The sequence below is a fragment of the Pseudomonas sp. 14P_8.1_Bac3 genome, assembly GCF_025466085.1.
Taxonomy (GTDB): domain Bacteria; phylum Pseudomonadota; class Gammaproteobacteria; order Pseudomonadales; family Pseudomonadaceae; genus Aquipseudomonas.
The window spans coordinates 203649-219155 of sequence record NZ_JANLOD010000069.1 but is presented as its reverse complement, the minus strand read 5'-3'; the positions used below and the strand labels follow the sequence as shown (position 1 = coordinate 219155).

The following is a 15507-nucleotide window of genomic DNA, read 5'->3' as shown; positions in this document are numbered from 1 at the left end:
AAATTCTACAGCGCTACTCGCTGTTGTCAACACCTCTTTTTCACCGCTGTCGACCGAGAAGATCGAATCGTTAATAAGGTAAAAACACACCACCTTACCAACTCCTTCCAGGCTTCGATGACCTGAAGCACCTCGCTATCGAAACCTGCGTAACTCGTTGTTTACCAAGGAGTTTTCCGTTTCGACTGCGCTGGAAGTGGGGCGAATTATAGACCTCCAGAATCTGCCGTCAACCCCTAATTTGGCTTTTCTATCAATAACTTGCAGAAAGCAGAAAAAAGCACAGCGTCTCCTTCTATATAGAAGGCTGCCTCAAAGGACCCCCGCCTCTTTAAACGCAGCCACTGCATCAGCATCCAGGCCCAACACCCTCTGCAGCACCTCATGTGTGTGCTCGCCCAATAGAGGAGGCGCATTGCGATACTCCACAGGCGTCTCGGACAGACGAATTGGACTTGCCACCTGCGGCACCATCCCCGCCAGCACATGAGGCAGCTCGATCGCCAGCCCACGCGCCTTCACCTGGGGGTCGGCAAACACCTGCGCCAGATCATTGATCGGGCCACACGGCACCCCCGCCTGCTCCAACTGCGCCACCCATTCAGCCGTGGTCTTGAACACCGTAGCCTGGCGGATCAGTGGAATCAGCACTGCCCGGTTCGCCACGCGCAGCGTGTTGGCGGCAAAGCGCGGGTCATCCGCCCACTGAGGCTGCCCCGCCACTTCTGCGAATTTGCGAAATTGCCCGTCGTTACCCACGGTAAGGATGAAATCACCATCTGCCGTAGGAAAATCCTGATAAGGCACGATGTTCGGATGCGCGTTACCCAGACGCTTCGGTGCATTGCCCGTCGTCAAGTAGTTCATCGCCTGATTAGCCAGACAAGCCACCTGAACATCCAGCAACGCCATATCGATATGCTGACCGCCACCTTCATGGTCCCGATGCGCGAGCGCTGCGAGGATCGCCACGGTCGAATAGAGCCCGGTCAGAATGTCCGTCAGCGCGACGCCGACTTTTACCGGCCCCGCGCCCTCATCACCCTCAGGCCGCCCCGTCAGACTCATCAGGCCACCCAAACCCTGAATCATGAAGTCATAACCCGCGCGCTTGGCGTAGGGACCCGTCTGACCAAACCCCGTGATCGAGCAATAGATCAAATTCGGATTCAGCGTCCTGAGCGACTCATAGTCCAGCCCATAAGCCGCCAGGCCACCCACCTTGAAGTTTTCGATCAGGATGTCTGACTTGGATGCCAGCTCACGCACCAGCTCCTGCCCCTCTGGCCGCGTGAAGTCGATGGTCACCGATTGCTTGTTGCGATTGGCCGACAAGTAATAGGCGGCCTCGCTGGTGTTCTCGCCATAGGCGTCCTTGAGAAAAGGAGGCCCCCAGGCGCGCGTGTCATCGCCATTGCCCGGACGCTCGACCTTGATCACCTCAGCGCCAAGGTCCGCCAGTATCTGCCCAGACCAGGGTCCGGCCAGCACCCGCGATAAATCCAGTACCCGTAGATGCGAAAGCGCGCCCATGGCCGTTCTCCTATTAGTAGAACGCCTGGATGCCGGTCTGTGCGCGGCCGAGGATTAGCGCGTGCACGTCGTGCGTACCTTCATAGGTATTCACCACTTCCAGGTTGACCAGGTGCCGCGCCACGCCGAATTCATCGGAGATGCCATTGCCGCCCAGCATGTCGCGAGCCATGCGAGCAATGTCCAGGGACTTGCCACAGGAGTTGCGTTTCATCATTGAAGTGATCTCGACGGCCGCCGTCCCTTCATCTTTCATACGGCCCAGACGCAAACAGCCTTGCAACGCCATGGTGATTTCAGTCTGCATGTCCGCCAGCTTCTTCTGGATCAGCTGGGTAGCGGCCAATGGGCGGCCGAACTGCTGACGGTCCAGGGTGTACTGGCGAGCGGTGTGCCAGCAGAACTCGGCAGCGCCCAAAGCGCCCCAGGAAATGCCGTAGCGTGCGGAGTTGAGGCAAGTAAACGGGCCTTTCAAACCCCGGACGTCAGGGAAGATGTTCTCTTCCGGCACAAACACGTTGTCCATGACGATCTCACCGGTGATAGACGCACGCAGCCCGACCTTGCCGTGGATCGCGGGAGCGCTCAGGCCTTTCCAGCCTTTCTCCAGCACGAAGCCACGGATGTCGCCGGCATCGTCTTTGCCCCAGACCACGAACACATCGGCGATCGGGCTATTGGTGATCCACATCTTGCTACCCGTCAGGCTGTAGCCGCCTTCCACTTTACGTGCCCGAGTAATCATCGCGCCCGGGTCGGAACCGTGGTTCGGCTCGGTCAGACCGAAGCAACCGATCCATTCACCGGTCGCCAGTTTCGGCAGGTACTTCTGCTTTTGGGCTTCAGTACCGAATTCATTGATTGGCACCATCACCAGCGAGGACTGCACGCTCATCATCGAACGATAACCGGAGTCGACGCGTTCGACTTCACGAGCGATCAGACCGTAGCTGACGTAGTTCAAGCCACTGCCGCCGTACTGCTCAGGGATCGTGGCGCCCAACAGACCCACTTCGCCCATCTCGCGGAAGATGGCCGGATCGGTCTTTTCATGACGGAAAGCCTCAAGGACGCGCGGCGCGAGCTTCTGCTGGGCAAACTGCTCGGCAGTGTCGCGGATCATGCGCTCTTCTTCAGTGAGCTGTTGATCCAGCAGCAGGGGATCGATCCAGTTGAAGCTAGCTTTGCCGCCCATGAGTGTGTCCTCTCGAATCGGGTCAAATAACGTGGAGTGATCCTAGGCTGGGTTCGGCGTCACGGCAAACGAGGATTTTGCATACTGTTGTGCTAATTTCTCACTCCGAAACGTCGCGAAGTAGCTTTTGTGCGATGTATTAGTGAGGTTGACGTACATGCGCAGAAAGATTCCCAGCACCACAGCCCTGATCAGCTTTGAAGCGGCCGCACGCCACGAGAGCTTCACCAAGGCGGCTCAGGAGCTTTCGCTCACTCAGGGCGCGATTTGCCGACAGATCGCCAGCCTTGAGGAGTTCCTTGGCGTAGAACTGTTCCGACGCTCCCGACGCGGGGTCAAACTCACGGAAGCGGGACTTTCCTACAGCCGCAGGGTCGCCACCCAACTCGACGCCGTCGAGCGTGACACCCTATCGGTCATGGGCCAGCAAGGCGCCAACGTCATCGAACTGGCGGTCGTACCCACCTTCGGCACACAGTGGCTGCTACCAAGACTCAAGGATTTCCAGCAAAAACATCCGGAAGTGACGGTCAACCTCACCAACCGCACCCGACCTTTCCTTTTTGCCGACACCGACTTCGATGCAGCGATTTACTTCGGCGACGCGGACTGGTCAGGTACCGAATCCCACAGGTTGATGGGCGAAAATCCGATGCCCGTGTGCAGCCCCAACCTGCTGGGTAAAAAGGCCCACTTCACACCCACTGAAATCGCCGAGTTACCCCTGCTGCAACAGACCACACGCCCCTACGCCTGGCGCCAATGGTTCAACTCGCAACACGTTAGTGTCCCGCGCGACATGACAGGACCGCGCTACGAGCTATTCTCCATGCTGGCCCAGGCGGCCATGCACGACATGGGGATAGCCTTGATCCCGCCGTTCCTGATCCAGCGCGAACTGGCGGAGAAACGCCTGATGATTGCCAACCCTCAGGCGCTGTCCAGTATCAAGGCGTATTACCTGATGATTCCAGAGCGAAAGGTCGAATCGGCGTCATTGAAGGCGTTTCGTGATTGGCTGGTAAGCCAGGCACAAAGCTACAGCCTGGAAGGATAAAGAGCCGTGACAGTTGTTGACCCCGTAGTCAGCAAATAAAAAGCCCTACAGATATAAGTATTTGTCGCATATTCGCAGACTGTATCTACACGCTGCACAAATGTCCCGGAAGCGCCTAACGACGCGGCCTTGAGCCGCTGTTTTGGAACAATGGCAGCGTATTCACCGAGTCGATGTATAAATTCTTTAAATTCGCCGAATAGCCCTACAGGGCACGGTCTGCAAGGGATTGTGCCGGGTGGTTGCGACATTCGGTCACGGGGTGACTTGTAGTTAATTTTCCGTCACCCGTCATAATCCCTTGAAGGGCACAAAGTTCGCCTGCAAAATGCCGCGCCCCGCCCTGATTCGGCGGGATCGTGCTGATCGGCCGCCCCAGACGCACCATCCGAAGTGCCTGGGTTTACTCAATAAGATCACGCAGGAGATTTGACGTGCACATTGGTGTTCCTCTCGAAACCCAGACGGGTGAAACACGGGTTGCTGCAACCCCGGAAACCATCAAGAAGCTGATCGGCCAGGGTCATAAGGTCACGGTTCAAAGCGGCGCCGGTGTCACAGCCAGTGTTGTCGACAGTGCTTATGAAGCGGCAGGCGCAACCATTGGCAGCGCCAACGACGCGTTTGGTGCCGAGCTGATTCTCAAGGTGGTCGCACCCAGCGACAGCGAACTGACTCTGATCAAGAGCGGCACCGTTGTCGTGGGCATGCTCAACCCGTTCAGCAATGAAACCATTGCCAAACTGGCGGAGTGCGGCATCACCGCGTTCGCACTGGAAGCGGCGCCCCGCACCTCCCGCGCCCAGAGCCTGGATGTGCTGTCGTCCCAGGCCAACATTGCTGGTTATAAAGCCGTATTGCTGGCCGCTCACCACTATCCTCGCTTCATGCCGATGCTGATGACGGCAGCGGGCACCGTGAAAGCGGCGCGCGTGCTGATTCTCGGTGCCGGCGTAGCGGGTTTGCAGGCCATCGCTACGGCGAAACGTCTGGGTGCGGTGATCGAAGCGTCCGACGTACGCCCTGCGGTTAAAGAACAGATCGAATCCCTCGGCGCCAAGTTCGTCGACGTGCCTTACGAGACCGATGAAGAACGTGAATGCGCCGTCGGTGTCGGCGGCTACGCCCGTCCGATGCCAGCGAGCTGGATGCAGCGTCAGGCCGTGGCCGTGCACGAGCGCGCCAAGCTGGCGGACATCGTCATCACTACCGCGCTGATTCCGGGCCGCAAGGCGCCGACGCTGTTGAGCGCGGAAACTGTGGCGCAAATGAAGCCTGGCTCGGTGGTCATCGACCTCGCGGCGGCTCAGGGCGGCAACTGCCCGCTGACCGTGGCCGATCAGATCGTCGTCGAGAATGGCGTGACGATTTGCGGTCCGACCAACCTGGCCGGCGAAGTCGCGGCAGACGCTTCGGCCCTGTACGCCCGCAACCTGCTGGACTTCCTGAAGCTGGTCTTCAACAAGGAAGGCCAGTTCGAGATCAACCTCGAAGACGACATCGTCGCCGCGTGCCTGATGTGCCGCGACGGCCAAGTCATCCGCAAAAACGCCTAAGCAGGGATTCAGACGATGGAAGAGCTTATCTCCCCCGGTATCTACAACCTGATCATCTTCGTGCTGGCGATTTATGTCGGTTATCACGTGGTCTGGAACGTTACGCCTGCACTGCACACGCCGCTGATGGCGGTGACCAACGCAATCTCGGCGATCGTGATCGTCGGCGCCATGCTCGCCGCGGCGCTGACCGTGACGCCTCTGGGCAAAACCATGGGCACCCTTGCAGTGGCCCTGGCGGCGGTGAATGTGTTCGGTGGCTTCCTGGTCACCCGCAGAATGCTTGAGATGTTCAAGAAAAAAGCCCCGAAAGTAAAAGAAGAGGCGCCTAAGTAATGAGCATGAACCTCGTAACGACGCTCTACCTGATCGCGTCGATCTGCTTCATCCAGGCCCTCAAAGGCCTGTCGCACCCCACCACGTCGCGGCGCGGCAACCTGTTCGGCATGCTCGGCATGGGCCTGGCGATTCTCACGACCGTGGGCCTCATCTATAAGCTCGGCGCTGAGCTCGCTACCGCGGGCATCGGTTACGTCATCGTTGGCCTGCTGATCGGCGGCACCGCCGGTTCGATCATGGCCAAGCGCGTTGAAATGACCAAGATGCCGGAACTGGTCGCCTTCATGCACAGCATGATCGGTCTCGCGGCAGTGTTCATCGCCATTGCGGCGGTCGTTGAGCCGCAGTCGCTGGGCATCGTTAAACAGCTGGGCGACTCAATCCCGGCAGGCAACCGCCTGGAGCTGTTCCTTGGCGCGGCCATCGGTGCGATCACCTTCTCAGGTTCGGTGATTGCCTTCGGCAAGCTGTCGGGCAAGTACAAGTTCCGTCTGTTCCAGGGCGCACCGGTACAGTTTGGCGGTCAGCACAAGCTGAACCTGCTGCTGGGCGTTGCGACGCTGGCACTGGGCATCACTTTCATGTTGACCGGCAACCTCAGCGCGTTTGCGCTGATGCTGGCCCTGGCCTTCGTGATGGGCGTGCTGATCATCATCCCGATCGGCGGCGCGGACATGCCGGTGGTGGTGTCGATGCTCAACAGTTATTCCGGCTGGGCAGCGGCAGGTATCGGCTTCTCGCTGAACAACTCGATGCTGATCATCGCCGGTTCGCTGGTCGGTTCGAGCGGCGCGATCCTCTCGTACATCATGTGCAAGGCGATGAACCGTTCGTTCTTCAACGTACTGCTCGGCGGCTTCGGCAATACGGCCGACGCCGGTCCTGCCGGTGCCAAGGAAGCACGCCCGGTAAAATCCGGCTCGGCTGACGATGCGACCTTCCTGCTGACCAACGCCGACACGGTGATCATCGTTCCGGGTTACGGCCTCGCAGTCGCCCGGGCCCAACATGCGCTGAAGGAGCTCACCGAGAAACTGACTCATCGCGGCGTAACCGTGAAGTATGCAATCCACCCGGTTGCCGGCCGGATGCCTGGGCACATGAACGTGTTGCTGGCCGAGGCTGAAGTGCCTTACGACCAGGTGTTCGAGATGGAAGACATCAACTCCGAGTTCGGTCAGGCCGACGTGGTGCTGGTACTCGGCGCCAACGACGTGGTTAACCCGGCGGCGAAGAACGACCCGAAATCGCCGATTGCCGGCATGCCGATTCTCGAAGCGTTCAAGGCCAAGACCATCATCGTCAACAAGCGCTCGATGGCCAGCGGCTATGCCGGTCTGGATAACGAACTGTTCTACCTCGACAAAACCATGATGGTCTTCGGCGACGCCAAGAAAGTCATCGAAGACATGGTCAAGGCCGTCGAGTAAAACCTGCTCCAGCGCAAGACCCAAAACCTCAGCCTTTAGTAGGCTGGGGTTTTTTTATTCCCGGTGAAACCCGACAAAAGGCTCTAAATCAGCGGTCTGCATTCGACCATGGTAGCGGGAGGAATTTTTTTGAAATCACTAGACTGCACACCTTGCTTCCGTTGCCCGAGATAACACTCCATGTACCGTGATCGTATTCGCTTGCCTTCGTTGTTGGATAAGGTGATGAGCGCCGCTGATGCCGCCGCTCTGATTGAGGACGGCATGACCGTCGGCATGAGTGGTTTCACTCGCGCCGGCGAAGCCAAAGCCGTGCCTCACGCATTGGCTGAACGAGCCAAAGTCACCCCGCTGAAAATCACCCTGATGACCGGCGCGAGCCTGGGCAACGACCTTGACAAACAGCTCACCGAAGCCGGCGTTCTTTCGCGACGCATGCCGTTCCAGGTCGACAGCACCTTGCGCAAGGCGATCAACGCGGGCGATGTGATGTTCATCGATCAGCACCTCTCGGAAACCGTCGAGCAACTGCGCAACCAGCAGCTGAAGCTGCCGGACATCGCCGTGATCGAGGCCGTGGCGATTACCGAACAGGGCCACATCGTGCCGACGACGTCCGTGGGCAACTCGGCTAGCTTCGCGATTTTCGCCAAACACGTGATCGTCGAGATCAATCTGGCGCACAACCCGAATCTCGAAGGTTTGCACGACATCTATATCCCGACTTACCGCCCGACCCGCACACCGATTCCCCTGGTGAAGGTCGACGATCGCATTGGCAGCACCGCCATCCCGATCCCGCCGGAAAAGATCGTCGCTATCGTGATCACCCAGCAGCCGGACTCGCCTTCGACGGTGCTGCCACCGGACGTCGACACCCAGGCCATCGCCGACCACCTGATCGACTTCTTCAAGCAAGAGGTCGCGGCCGGGCGCATGACCAACAAGCTCGGGCCGCTGCAGGCCGGGATCGGCACCATCGCCAACTCGGTGATGTGCGGCCTGATCGACTCGCCGTTCGAAGACCTGACCATGTACTCCGAAGTGTTGCAGGACTCGACCTTCGACCTGATCGACGCCGGCAAGCTGAGTTTTGCCTCGGGCAGCTCGATCACTCTGTCGAGCCGGCGCAATGCCGATGTGTTCGGCAACCTGGAGCGCTACAAGGACAAACTGATCCTGCGTCCGCAGGAAATTTCCAACCACCCGGAAGTGGTGCGCCGGCTCGGCATCATCGGCATCAACACCGCGCTGGAATTCGACCTGTACGGCAACGTCAACTCCACGCACGTCTGCGGAACGCGAATGATGAATGGCATCGGCGGCTCGGGCGATTTCGCGCGTAACGCCCACCTGGCGATTTTCGTGACCAAGTCGATTGCCAAAGGAGGCGCGATCTCCAGCGTCGTGCCTATGGTCAGCCACGTCGATCATACGGAGCATGACGTCGACATCCTTGTCACCGAGGTCGGTCTGGCGGACTTGCGCGGGTTGGCGCCGCGGGAACGGGCGCGCGTCATCATCGATAACTGCGTACATCCGGACTATCGCCAGGCCCTGGACGACTACTTCACCGCTGCCTGCGCGCTCGGTGGGCACACGCCACATATCCTGCGTGATGCCCTGAGCTGGCACATGAACCTGGAAGAAACCGGACGCATGCTCGCCGTGTAATGGGTACAGATAGCCGCTGACGCAAACACAGTTTCGTCAGCCGGCTGTTGTCAGGGATAGATCTGAATAAAACTGTACTGCTGTACCGGTCATTTCCTACCGTAAAGTCCTACAGCAATCGCTGAAAAGCCATAAAACGCACCATATCGGTGCTTACAGGTACAGTTGCCTCAATTTAGACCAGTACACCCACGTTTAACAGTTAACTGGTCTCTCACAATACAGGTGAACTGTATCTAGAGAGACTGGCCAAACGAGAGGATCATTGGCATCAGTTAAACCACTACCTAATCCCGCCACAAGCGGAAGGATGTCAACCATGGAACGTACACTCAGTTCCGAACTGTTCTTCGAAGATACCGCTGCAAAAACCCAGACTTCGATGCCTCTTCGCGTTATCGCCAACCTGATGTTGTGGCAGCGCCGCATCTCCAGCCGCCATCAACTGGCTCGTCTGGATTCGCGTCTGCTGGCTGACGCCGGGATTAGCGAAGCACAACGCTACGAAGAGCTGAGCAAGCCGTTCTGGCGCTAAGTTAGCGTCGCTGGCTCTGACCTTTAAGGTCACCCGCCAGCACCCGAATTGAACAAACAAAACCCGTCGTGGGAAACCGCGGCGGGTTTTGTCGTTTTGGGCTTCAGATGCTTAAAATAGAAAGCGTTTTACCTGACCAGCACAGTTGATAAGACAGCAAACTGGACCAGTACAATATGTGTAGGGCGTTTCTTTTGCAGGTGGTCGGGCGACTTTAGGGTACCGGTACGGACGGGACTGTTCGAACCACCGCAGGCAGGCCTAATATCAGGTCAGTACGTGGCGATGGCTGCGCGACCGGCGTCTGACTCATCAGATACCCCGCCACTTCTCAATTGATTTCCACAGGAGTAACACCATGTCCCGTCTTCGCCTGCTCAGCGCCGCAGCCCTGTTTGCCGTAGCTGCCAATTCCCACGCCAGCAGCTTCATCGTCACCACCGATACGATCGTCGATGCACTCAAGGCCACGTCCGATGCCACTTCGGATGTCACGTCGTCCTTTCGCGATAACAAGATCGTCCGCGCCGCCCGTGACGATGCCGCCAGCTTTGTCGCCAGCGACGGCGTCATTCGTGGCGTGAAACTGGAAAGCGCATTCGACCACATTCGCCACCAGGTGCCTGGGCTGAACGCGACCGACGCTCAACTGGCTCAAGCCATCCTGACTATCTAAGCCGTCATGTCGCCGGGACACCTCAAAGGTGCCCGGCGCTGGCTCTAGACCGGGCGTTGCGCTAGCCTTGGGATTCGCCTTCAACTGTCGGGTCCCATGCGTTTTTCCTTATCGCTATTAATTGCACCGTTTTTTGTCGCTGTCTGCTGGGCGGGACCGGTCCAGGCCTTTGACCTGACGACGCAGGGCGTCGTCGCCACGGGCTATGCCACAAGCATGGTGACCTCGGCGCCCTTCGACCGTAAGCTGCTGCTCGCCGCCCGGGATGACGCCGCGTCATTCATTGCCAGCGACGGCCATTGCGAGGAGCGCAACTGGAGTCCGCGCTGATTTACCTGCGTCGGACCCAGGCAAAACTTCATGCAAGCGACCTTGAACTGGCACGGGCTATTCTCGTCCAATAGTTATCCTTGTTCCTCCGGAGTCGTTCCATGCGTAACCCGCTGATTGTCGCCACCCTTGGCCTGCTTTTATTGGCCGATATGGCCCAGGCGCACACCCTGGTAGCCACCAGTAACATCCTCGTCAACGCCACCCGGCGCACCCTGGATTTCACCTCCGATACCACGACGTCCATTCGCGATTCGAAAATCGTTCGTGAAGCCCATGACGATGCGGCCAGTTTCGTCGCCAGCGACGGCGACATTCGTGGTGCGCACCTGGAAGCCGCCTTCAACACATTGCGCACCCGCGTACCGGAAGCCCGGGACGCCAGTGATCAGGTTCTCGCCGAAGCCATCCTCGCACTGTGAGGTCGCTCAGTGCCTGGCTTCTGGCCGGGGTCGTGTTGCTGCTCGGCAATACGGCCCAGGCCGACCTGCAACTACGGCTCAAGACCGAAGGTCTGAGCCCCGCGCAACAACAGGCCAGCCAGGCACTGCTTGATGAAGCCATGCAGGCGCTGCCGCCGCGATTCATCGAGCAACTCGACCGGCGCATTGATGTTGGCTGGACCGATGATATGCCGGGCAACGCCTACGGCCAGGCGTCGCTGGTGTCCGAGCTCGACCTCAACCGTAATCTGCTGGCCAGCCTCACTGACGGTAGCGCTGCCAGCAAAAAGACTTATCGTCCGCACGGCACCGTCCGCCGCGAAATGCTCGCCACCGTGCTGCACGAACTTACCCACATCTATGACCGCTCGCGTCTGTGGCCCGCCACTGAGCGCACGCTGATCCGACGCTGCACGCGCCTGAACGGCAGCTCTGGGCTGGTCGGCATTCCGGACGAATGCCGTGGCCAATCTTCCCGACGCTTTACTCTCAGCGATGACCCGCGCCTGCTCGACCTCGCGGGCTGGCCACAGTACGTGGGCCGTCGCGGCGAGCGTGAGCAGCACAACCGCCAGATCGCCCGCAGCCCGGACATCTACGAGACCAGCAGTCCCAAAGAGTTCGTCGCGGTCAACATGGAGTATTTCCTCCTCGACCCGAGCTACGCCTGTCGCCGCCCTGCGCTGTACCGCTACTACAAGGAACACTTCGGCTGGGCGCCCGCCGCCAAAGACACCTGCAGCAAAACCTTCGCGTTCCTCAATGCCGGGAATGACTTCGCCAAAACGCCGCTGGGTCAGGTCGATCCGGAGCGTGTGTATGCCGTGGACTATCTGCTGGCAGAGGCCAATCAGAACTGGGTCAGCCGTTGGGGCCACAGCATGTTGCGCCTGGTGATTTGCGCACCGGGCCGGCCACGTGGCCCGGATTGCCGCCTGGACCTGGATCAGCACCTGGTACTGTCCTACCGCGCGTTCGTCGGCGACGTACAGCTGTCGAGCTGGGATGGACTGGTCGGCAAGTACCCTTCACGCCTGTTCGTACTGCCGTTGGCCCAGGTGATCGACGAGTACACCAAGACCGAACTGCGCAGCCTTGCGTCGGTGCCGTTGAACCTGTCGCGCAACGAGATTGAAGATGTGGTGGAACACGCCGCCGAGATGCACTGGAGCTACGACGGCAATTACTTTTTCCTGTCCAACAACTGCGCGGTGGAAGGTCTCAAGCTGCTACGCAGCGGCACCAATAACGCGAAGCTGGTCGGGCTCGACAACATCATGCCCAATGGTTTGCTGGAGGTGCTCAAGGGCCGAGGGCTGGCGGACACCAGCGTGCTGGATGATCCTCGAGAAGCCCTGCGTCTGGGCTACCGCTTCGATTCTTTCCGCGACCGCTATCAAGCGATGTTCGAGGTGCTGAAGAAGCACCTGCCGATCAAACAGGAAAAGGTTGAAGACTGGCTGTCCCTGAAAGCCGAAGAACGCCGCCCGTGGATCGAGCAGGCGGATTTGCGCACCAGCGCGGCGTTGCTGTTGCTGGAACAGGCGGCGTTCCGCCAACAGCTGGTGTTGGCTCAGGACGAAGTCAAGCAGCGCTATCTCGGTGCCCGGGAGTTGGAGAATGGCGGCATGGACAAGGCAAACGCCACGCTGCAGGAGATTCTCGCTAACAGCGGCTTCCTCAGCCGTCCGGCGGAGCTGCTCGGCAGTGGCGGTTATGGCTTGCCGCAGCCAAGCGAATGGCAACGCCTGGAATCGGAAAGCAGCCTGCGGCAGAAACAGCTGCAGGCGCTGACCGGCGATCTGGACAAGGAAGTCCGGGCGCTGCTCGAACCGAGCCGCGCGGCGGAGATGGCCGCCAACGAAGCCAACCTGAAACAGGTTGGCGAGCATTTGCGGAAACTGCATAAAGCAGCGGGCGGGCTGGAATTACCGTAAATGCAGTGCCAGTAGGAGCGAGCTTGCTCGCGATGGTCGTTAACGATAACGCGCACTGTCTGATTCAACGCGGCGTCTGTACCTCCATCGCGAGCAAGCTCGCTCCTACAGTTTTCTCACGTCAAAGCACCCCTTCCAGAATTTCATAGACGATTCCGGTACCCACCGCGATCAGCACGATGTCGCCACCGGCTCGCCGCCACTCGTAACCCGGGTAATACGGCAGCCGGCTCAAGGCGCGATTATCCAGGCGTTCTCCGTAATACCCGTGCGGTAACGGCCGGCCACGCACCAGATGAATGCCGGGCGGTGGCGGTGCACCGCGGACGAAATAGCCATGATTGTCATGGATCACCTGGCGCACCGGGCCGAAGTCCCGTGGCGGAGGGCCACCGCGGTGGTAGTCCTGTGGGCCACGGTGGTCATCGCCGTGGTTATCGTAATGGCCTTGTTGCTGGCCGCCGTGGTCGTGATCGTCGCGCTGATCGGCGCTCGCGTGCAGCAACGGGGTGGCACTGAGCATCAGCACGCCCAGGCTGGCAATCAGACGTTTCGGCATTTTCATGGGGTCTTTCCTCACTGCACCTACAGCAAAAAGGGCTTCAGAACGCAGTCCTGAAGCCCTCGGTCTTGCTATTTAGTCTGTGCGGCGAGGCTCTAATTCCTCTGTATCAGGAACTTTACCTTCAGCTGACGCGGGCCTTACGCACGCCATCGGACAATGCCGCGCAAAGGCTCAGCACGCCATCGATCGCCTGATCCGGCGTCGAGGCATTGGCGATGTGATCGATCAACGCCGACCCCACCACCACACCGTCGGCCAGACGCGCGATGGCCGCGGCCTGCTCCGGCGTACGGATACCGAAACCGATACTGATCGGCAGGTCAGTGTGACGACGCAGACGCGCCACCGCTTCCTCAACGTGCTCCAGTGTCGCCGCGCCAGCACCGGTCACCCCGGCCACGGACACGTAGTAGACAAAACCGGAGCTGCCGTTCAATACCGTCGGCAGGCGCGCATCATCGGTGGTCGGCGTGGTCAGACGGATGAAGTCCAGGCCCGCAGCCTGCGCCGGGTCGCACAGTTCGCCGTTATGCTCGGGCGGCAGGTCAACAACAATCAGGCCATCCACGCCCGCCTCTTTGGCGTCGGCGATGAAACGCTCCACGCCGTACATGTGGATCGGGTTGAAGTAACCCATCAGCACCAGCGGTGTTTCGCTGTTGCCTTCACGGAACTCACGAACCATTTGCAGGGTTTTTGCAAGATTCTGCCTGGCGGCCAGTGCGCGAATGTTCGCCAACTGGATCGCCGGACCGTCGGCCATCGGGTCGGTGAACGGCATGCCCAGCTCGATCACATCGGCGCCAGCACCGGGCAAGCCTTTGAGGATCGCCAGGGAGGTGTCATAGCTCGGGTCGCCAGCGGTAACGAAGGTCACCAGCGCGGCGCGGTTCTGTTCCTTGAGTTCGGCAAAACGCGTTTGCAGGCGGCTCATCAGTGTTTCTCCTGCTTCGATTGTTCCATGTGGTGCATCACGGTTTGCATGTCTTTGTCGCCACGGCCGGAGAGGTTCACCACCATCAGGTGATCCTTCGGCAGGTTCGGTGCGCGTTTGAACACTTCAGCCAGGGCGTGGGCGCTTTCCAGTGCAGGAATAATCCCTTCCAGGCGGCAGCATTTGTGAAACGCATCCAGGGCTTCGTCGTCGGTCACCGAGGTGTATTGAACGCGGCCAATGTCATGCAACCAGGCATGTTCCGGGCCGATGCCTGGGTAGTCGAGACCGGCGGAAATCGAGTGGGCGTCGATGATCTGGCCATCGTCGTCCTGCAGCAGGAACGTACGATTGCCATGCAACACGCCCGGCACCCCACCGTTCAGGCTGGCGGCGTGCTTGCCGGTTTCGATGCCGTGACCGGCCGCTTCAACACCGATGATCTCGACGCTGGTGTCGTCGAGGAACGGGTGGAACAGGCCCATGGCGTTGGAGCCACCGCCGATGCACGCCACCAGGCTGTCCGGGAGACGACCTTCCTGAGCTTGCAGCTGGTCGCGGGTTTCCTTGCCGATGACTGCCTGGAAGTCACGAACCATTGCCGGATAAGGGTGCGGGCCGGCCACGGTGCCGATCAGGTAGAAGGTGCTGTCGACGTTGGTCACCCAGTCGCGCAAGGCTTCGTTCATCGCGTCTTTCAGAGTGCCGGTGCCAGCCACGACCGGAATAACCTCGGCGCCCAGCAGTTTCATGCGGAAGACGTTGGCTTGCTGACGTTCGATGTCGGTGGTGCCCATGTAGATCACGCAATCAAGGCCGAAACGCGCTGCCACGGTGGCGGTCGCCACGCCGTGCATGCCAGCGCCGGTCTCGGCGATGATGCGTTTCTTGCCCATGCGCCGCGCCAGCAGGATCTGCCCAATGCAGTTGTTGATCTTGTGCGCGCCGGTGTGGTTCAGCTCTTCACGCTTCAGATAAATCTTCGCGCCGCCGCAGAACTCGGTCAGGCGTTCGGCGTAATAGAGCGGGCTTGGACGTCCGACATAGTCGCGCTGGAAGTAGGCCAGTTCTTCCTTGAATGCCGGATCTTCCTTGGCCGTTTCGTATTCACGGGCCAGGTCGAGGATCAACGGCATCAGGGTTTCGGCGACGTAGCGGCCGCCAAACGCGCCAAACAAGCCGTTGGCGTCGGGGCCGTTGCGCAGATTAGTCTGGGTCATGGGTCGCTCCAGTTGAATGCGTGAGATGACGATGGGCTTAACTCTACCCCTGACGCCTTGAGCTGAAAACCGATAAGATCGCC

General features: G+C 59.6%; 14 protein-coding genes and 1 pseudogene. 10 read left to right on the top strand and 5 right to left on the bottom strand.

What is annotated here, in order from left to right; translation table 11 throughout:
* Positions 1-312: 312 nt before the first annotated feature.
* Together NTD84_RS25035 and NTD84_RS25030 are read right to left on the bottom strand one after the other, a co-directional pair.
* Complete coding sequence (locus NTD84_RS25035) at positions 313-1533, bottom strand: CaiB/BaiF CoA transferase family protein (protein ID WP_262171181.1); 1221 nt, start codon at positions 1531-1533, stop codon at positions 313-315.
* A gap of 13 nt (positions 1534-1546) precedes the next feature.
* The gene (locus tag NTD84_RS25030; RefSeq protein ID WP_262171179.1) at positions 1547-2728 is read right to left on the bottom strand and encodes an acyl-CoA dehydrogenase; all 1182 of its coding nucleotides are present in this window, start codon (positions 2726-2728) and stop codon (positions 1547-1549) included.
* Between the two features lie 157 nt (positions 2729-2885).
* Here NTD84_RS25030 and NTD84_RS25025 point away from each other — a divergent pair, with 157 nt between their 5' ends.
* From NTD84_RS25025 to NTD84_RS24980, 10 genes and pseudogenes are all read left to right on the top strand, one after another.
* Complete coding sequence (locus NTD84_RS25025) at positions 2886-3785, top strand: LysR family transcriptional regulator (RefSeq protein WP_262171177.1); 900 nt, start codon at positions 2886-2888, stop codon at positions 3783-3785.
* 434 nt (positions 3786-4219) lie between these two features.
* Positions 4220-5341: a Re/Si-specific NAD(P)(+) transhydrogenase subunit alpha gene (locus NTD84_RS25020; protein ID WP_262171175.1), complete on the top strand. Its 1122-nt coding sequence runs from the start codon at positions 4220-4222 to the stop codon at positions 5339-5341.
* A 15-nt stretch (positions 5342-5356) separates the two neighbouring features.
* Complete coding sequence (locus NTD84_RS25015) at positions 5357-5677, top strand: NAD(P) transhydrogenase subunit alpha (RefSeq protein WP_003187417.1); 321 nt, start codon at positions 5357-5359, stop codon at positions 5675-5677.
* Positions 5677-7110, top strand: a complete 1434-nt coding sequence (locus tag NTD84_RS25010) for an NAD(P)(+) transhydrogenase (Re/Si-specific) subunit beta (protein ID WP_262171173.1) — start codon at positions 5677-5679, stop codon at positions 7108-7110. Before NTD84_RS25015 ends, NTD84_RS25010 begins: the two co-directional genes overlap by 1 nt.
* A 180-nt stretch (positions 7111-7290) precedes the next feature.
* Positions 7291-8784 (top strand): acetyl-CoA hydrolase/transferase family protein, encoded by a 1494-nt coding sequence (locus NTD84_RS25005; protein WP_262171171.1) that lies wholly within the window; start codon positions 7291-7293, stop codon positions 8782-8784.
* 319 nt (positions 8785-9103) lie between these two features.
* A complete protein-coding gene (locus NTD84_RS25000) occupies positions 9104-9319 on the top strand; it encodes a DUF1127 domain-containing protein (RefSeq protein ID WP_262171169.1) in 216 nt (71 codons plus the stop codon).
* A gap of 358 nt (positions 9320-9677) precedes the next feature.
* Positions 9678-9995, top strand: coding sequence for a DUF2388 domain-containing protein (locus tag NTD84_RS24995; protein ID WP_262171167.1), 318 nt, complete (start codon positions 9678-9680; stop codon positions 9993-9995).
* Between the two features lie 96 nt (positions 9996-10091).
* Positions 10092-10399: pseudogene (locus NTD84_RS24990) on the top strand (DUF2388 domain-containing protein).
* 27 nt (positions 10400-10426) lie between these two features.
* The gene (locus NTD84_RS24985) at positions 10427-10747 is read left to right on the top strand and encodes a DUF2388 domain-containing protein (RefSeq protein ID WP_262171165.1); all 321 of its coding nucleotides are present in this window, start codon (positions 10427-10429) and stop codon (positions 10745-10747) included.
* Positions 10744-12705, top strand: a complete 1962-nt coding sequence (locus tag NTD84_RS24980; protein ID WP_262171163.1) for a DUF4105 domain-containing protein — start codon at positions 10744-10746, stop codon at positions 12703-12705. The genes NTD84_RS24985 and NTD84_RS24980 overlap by 4 nt, the downstream gene beginning before the upstream one ends.
* Positions 12706-12826: 121 nt before the next feature.
* Here the strand turns inward: NTD84_RS24980 and NTD84_RS24975 are convergent, their stop codons facing one another.
* The 3 genes from NTD84_RS24975 to trpB form a co-directional block, all read right to left on the bottom strand.
* The gene (locus tag NTD84_RS24975) at positions 12827-13270 is read right to left on the bottom strand and encodes an RcnB family protein (RefSeq protein ID WP_262171161.1); all 444 of its coding nucleotides are present in this window, start codon (positions 13268-13270) and stop codon (positions 12827-12829) included.
* A gap of 121 nt (positions 13271-13391) precedes the next feature.
* Positions 13392-14204: a tryptophan synthase subunit alpha gene (trpA, locus tag NTD84_RS24970; RefSeq protein ID WP_262171159.1), complete on the bottom strand. Its 813-nt coding sequence runs from the start codon at positions 14202-14204 to the stop codon at positions 13392-13394.
* Positions 14204-15424, bottom strand: coding sequence for a tryptophan synthase subunit beta (gene trpB, locus NTD84_RS24965; RefSeq protein WP_262171157.1), 1221 nt, complete (start codon positions 15422-15424; stop codon positions 14204-14206). The genes trpA and trpB overlap by 1 nt, the downstream gene beginning before the upstream one ends.
* Between the last annotated feature and the right edge of the window lie 83 nt (positions 15425-15507).

Excerpts from the sequence above, each read along its gene's own strand:
- NTD84_RS25035 (WP_262171181.1), bottom strand. The coding sequence starts at position 1,533 with ATGGGCGCGCTTTCGCATCTACGGGTACTGGATTTATCGCGGGTGCTG.
- NTD84_RS25030 (WP_262171179.1), bottom strand. The coding sequence starts at position 2,728 with ATGGGCGGCAAAGCTAGCTTCAACTGGATCGATCCCCTGCTGCTGGAT.
- NTD84_RS25025 (WP_262171177.1), top strand. The coding sequence starts at position 2,886 with ATGCGCAGAAAGATTCCCAGCACCACAGCCCTGATCAGCTTTGAAGCG.
- NTD84_RS25015 (WP_003187417.1), top strand. The coding sequence starts at position 5,357 with ATGGAAGAGCTTATCTCCCCCGGTATCTACAACCTGATCATCTTCGTG.
- NTD84_RS25010 (WP_262171173.1), top strand. The coding sequence starts at position 5,677 with ATGAGCATGAACCTCGTAACGACGCTCTACCTGATCGCGTCGATCTGC.
- NTD84_RS25005 (WP_262171171.1), top strand. The coding sequence starts at position 7,291 with ATGTACCGTGATCGTATTCGCTTGCCTTCGTTGTTGGATAAGGTGATG.
- NTD84_RS25000 (WP_262171169.1), top strand. The coding sequence starts at position 9,104 with ATGGAACGTACACTCAGTTCCGAACTGTTCTTCGAAGATACCGCTGCA.
- NTD84_RS24995 (WP_262171167.1), top strand. The coding sequence starts at position 9,678 with ATGTCCCGTCTTCGCCTGCTCAGCGCCGCAGCCCTGTTTGCCGTAGCT.
- NTD84_RS24985 (WP_262171165.1), top strand. The coding sequence starts at position 10,427 with ATGCGTAACCCGCTGATTGTCGCCACCCTTGGCCTGCTTTTATTGGCC.
- NTD84_RS24975 (WP_262171161.1), bottom strand. The coding sequence starts at position 13,270 with ATGAAAATGCCGAAACGTCTGATTGCCAGCCTGGGCGTGCTGATGCTC.
- trpA (WP_262171159.1), bottom strand. The coding sequence starts at position 14,204 with ATGAGCCGCCTGCAAACGCGTTTTGCCGAACTCAAGGAACAGAACCGC.
- trpB (WP_262171157.1), bottom strand. The coding sequence starts at position 15,424 with ATGACCCAGACTAATCTGCGCAACGGCCCCGACGCCAACGGCTTGTTT.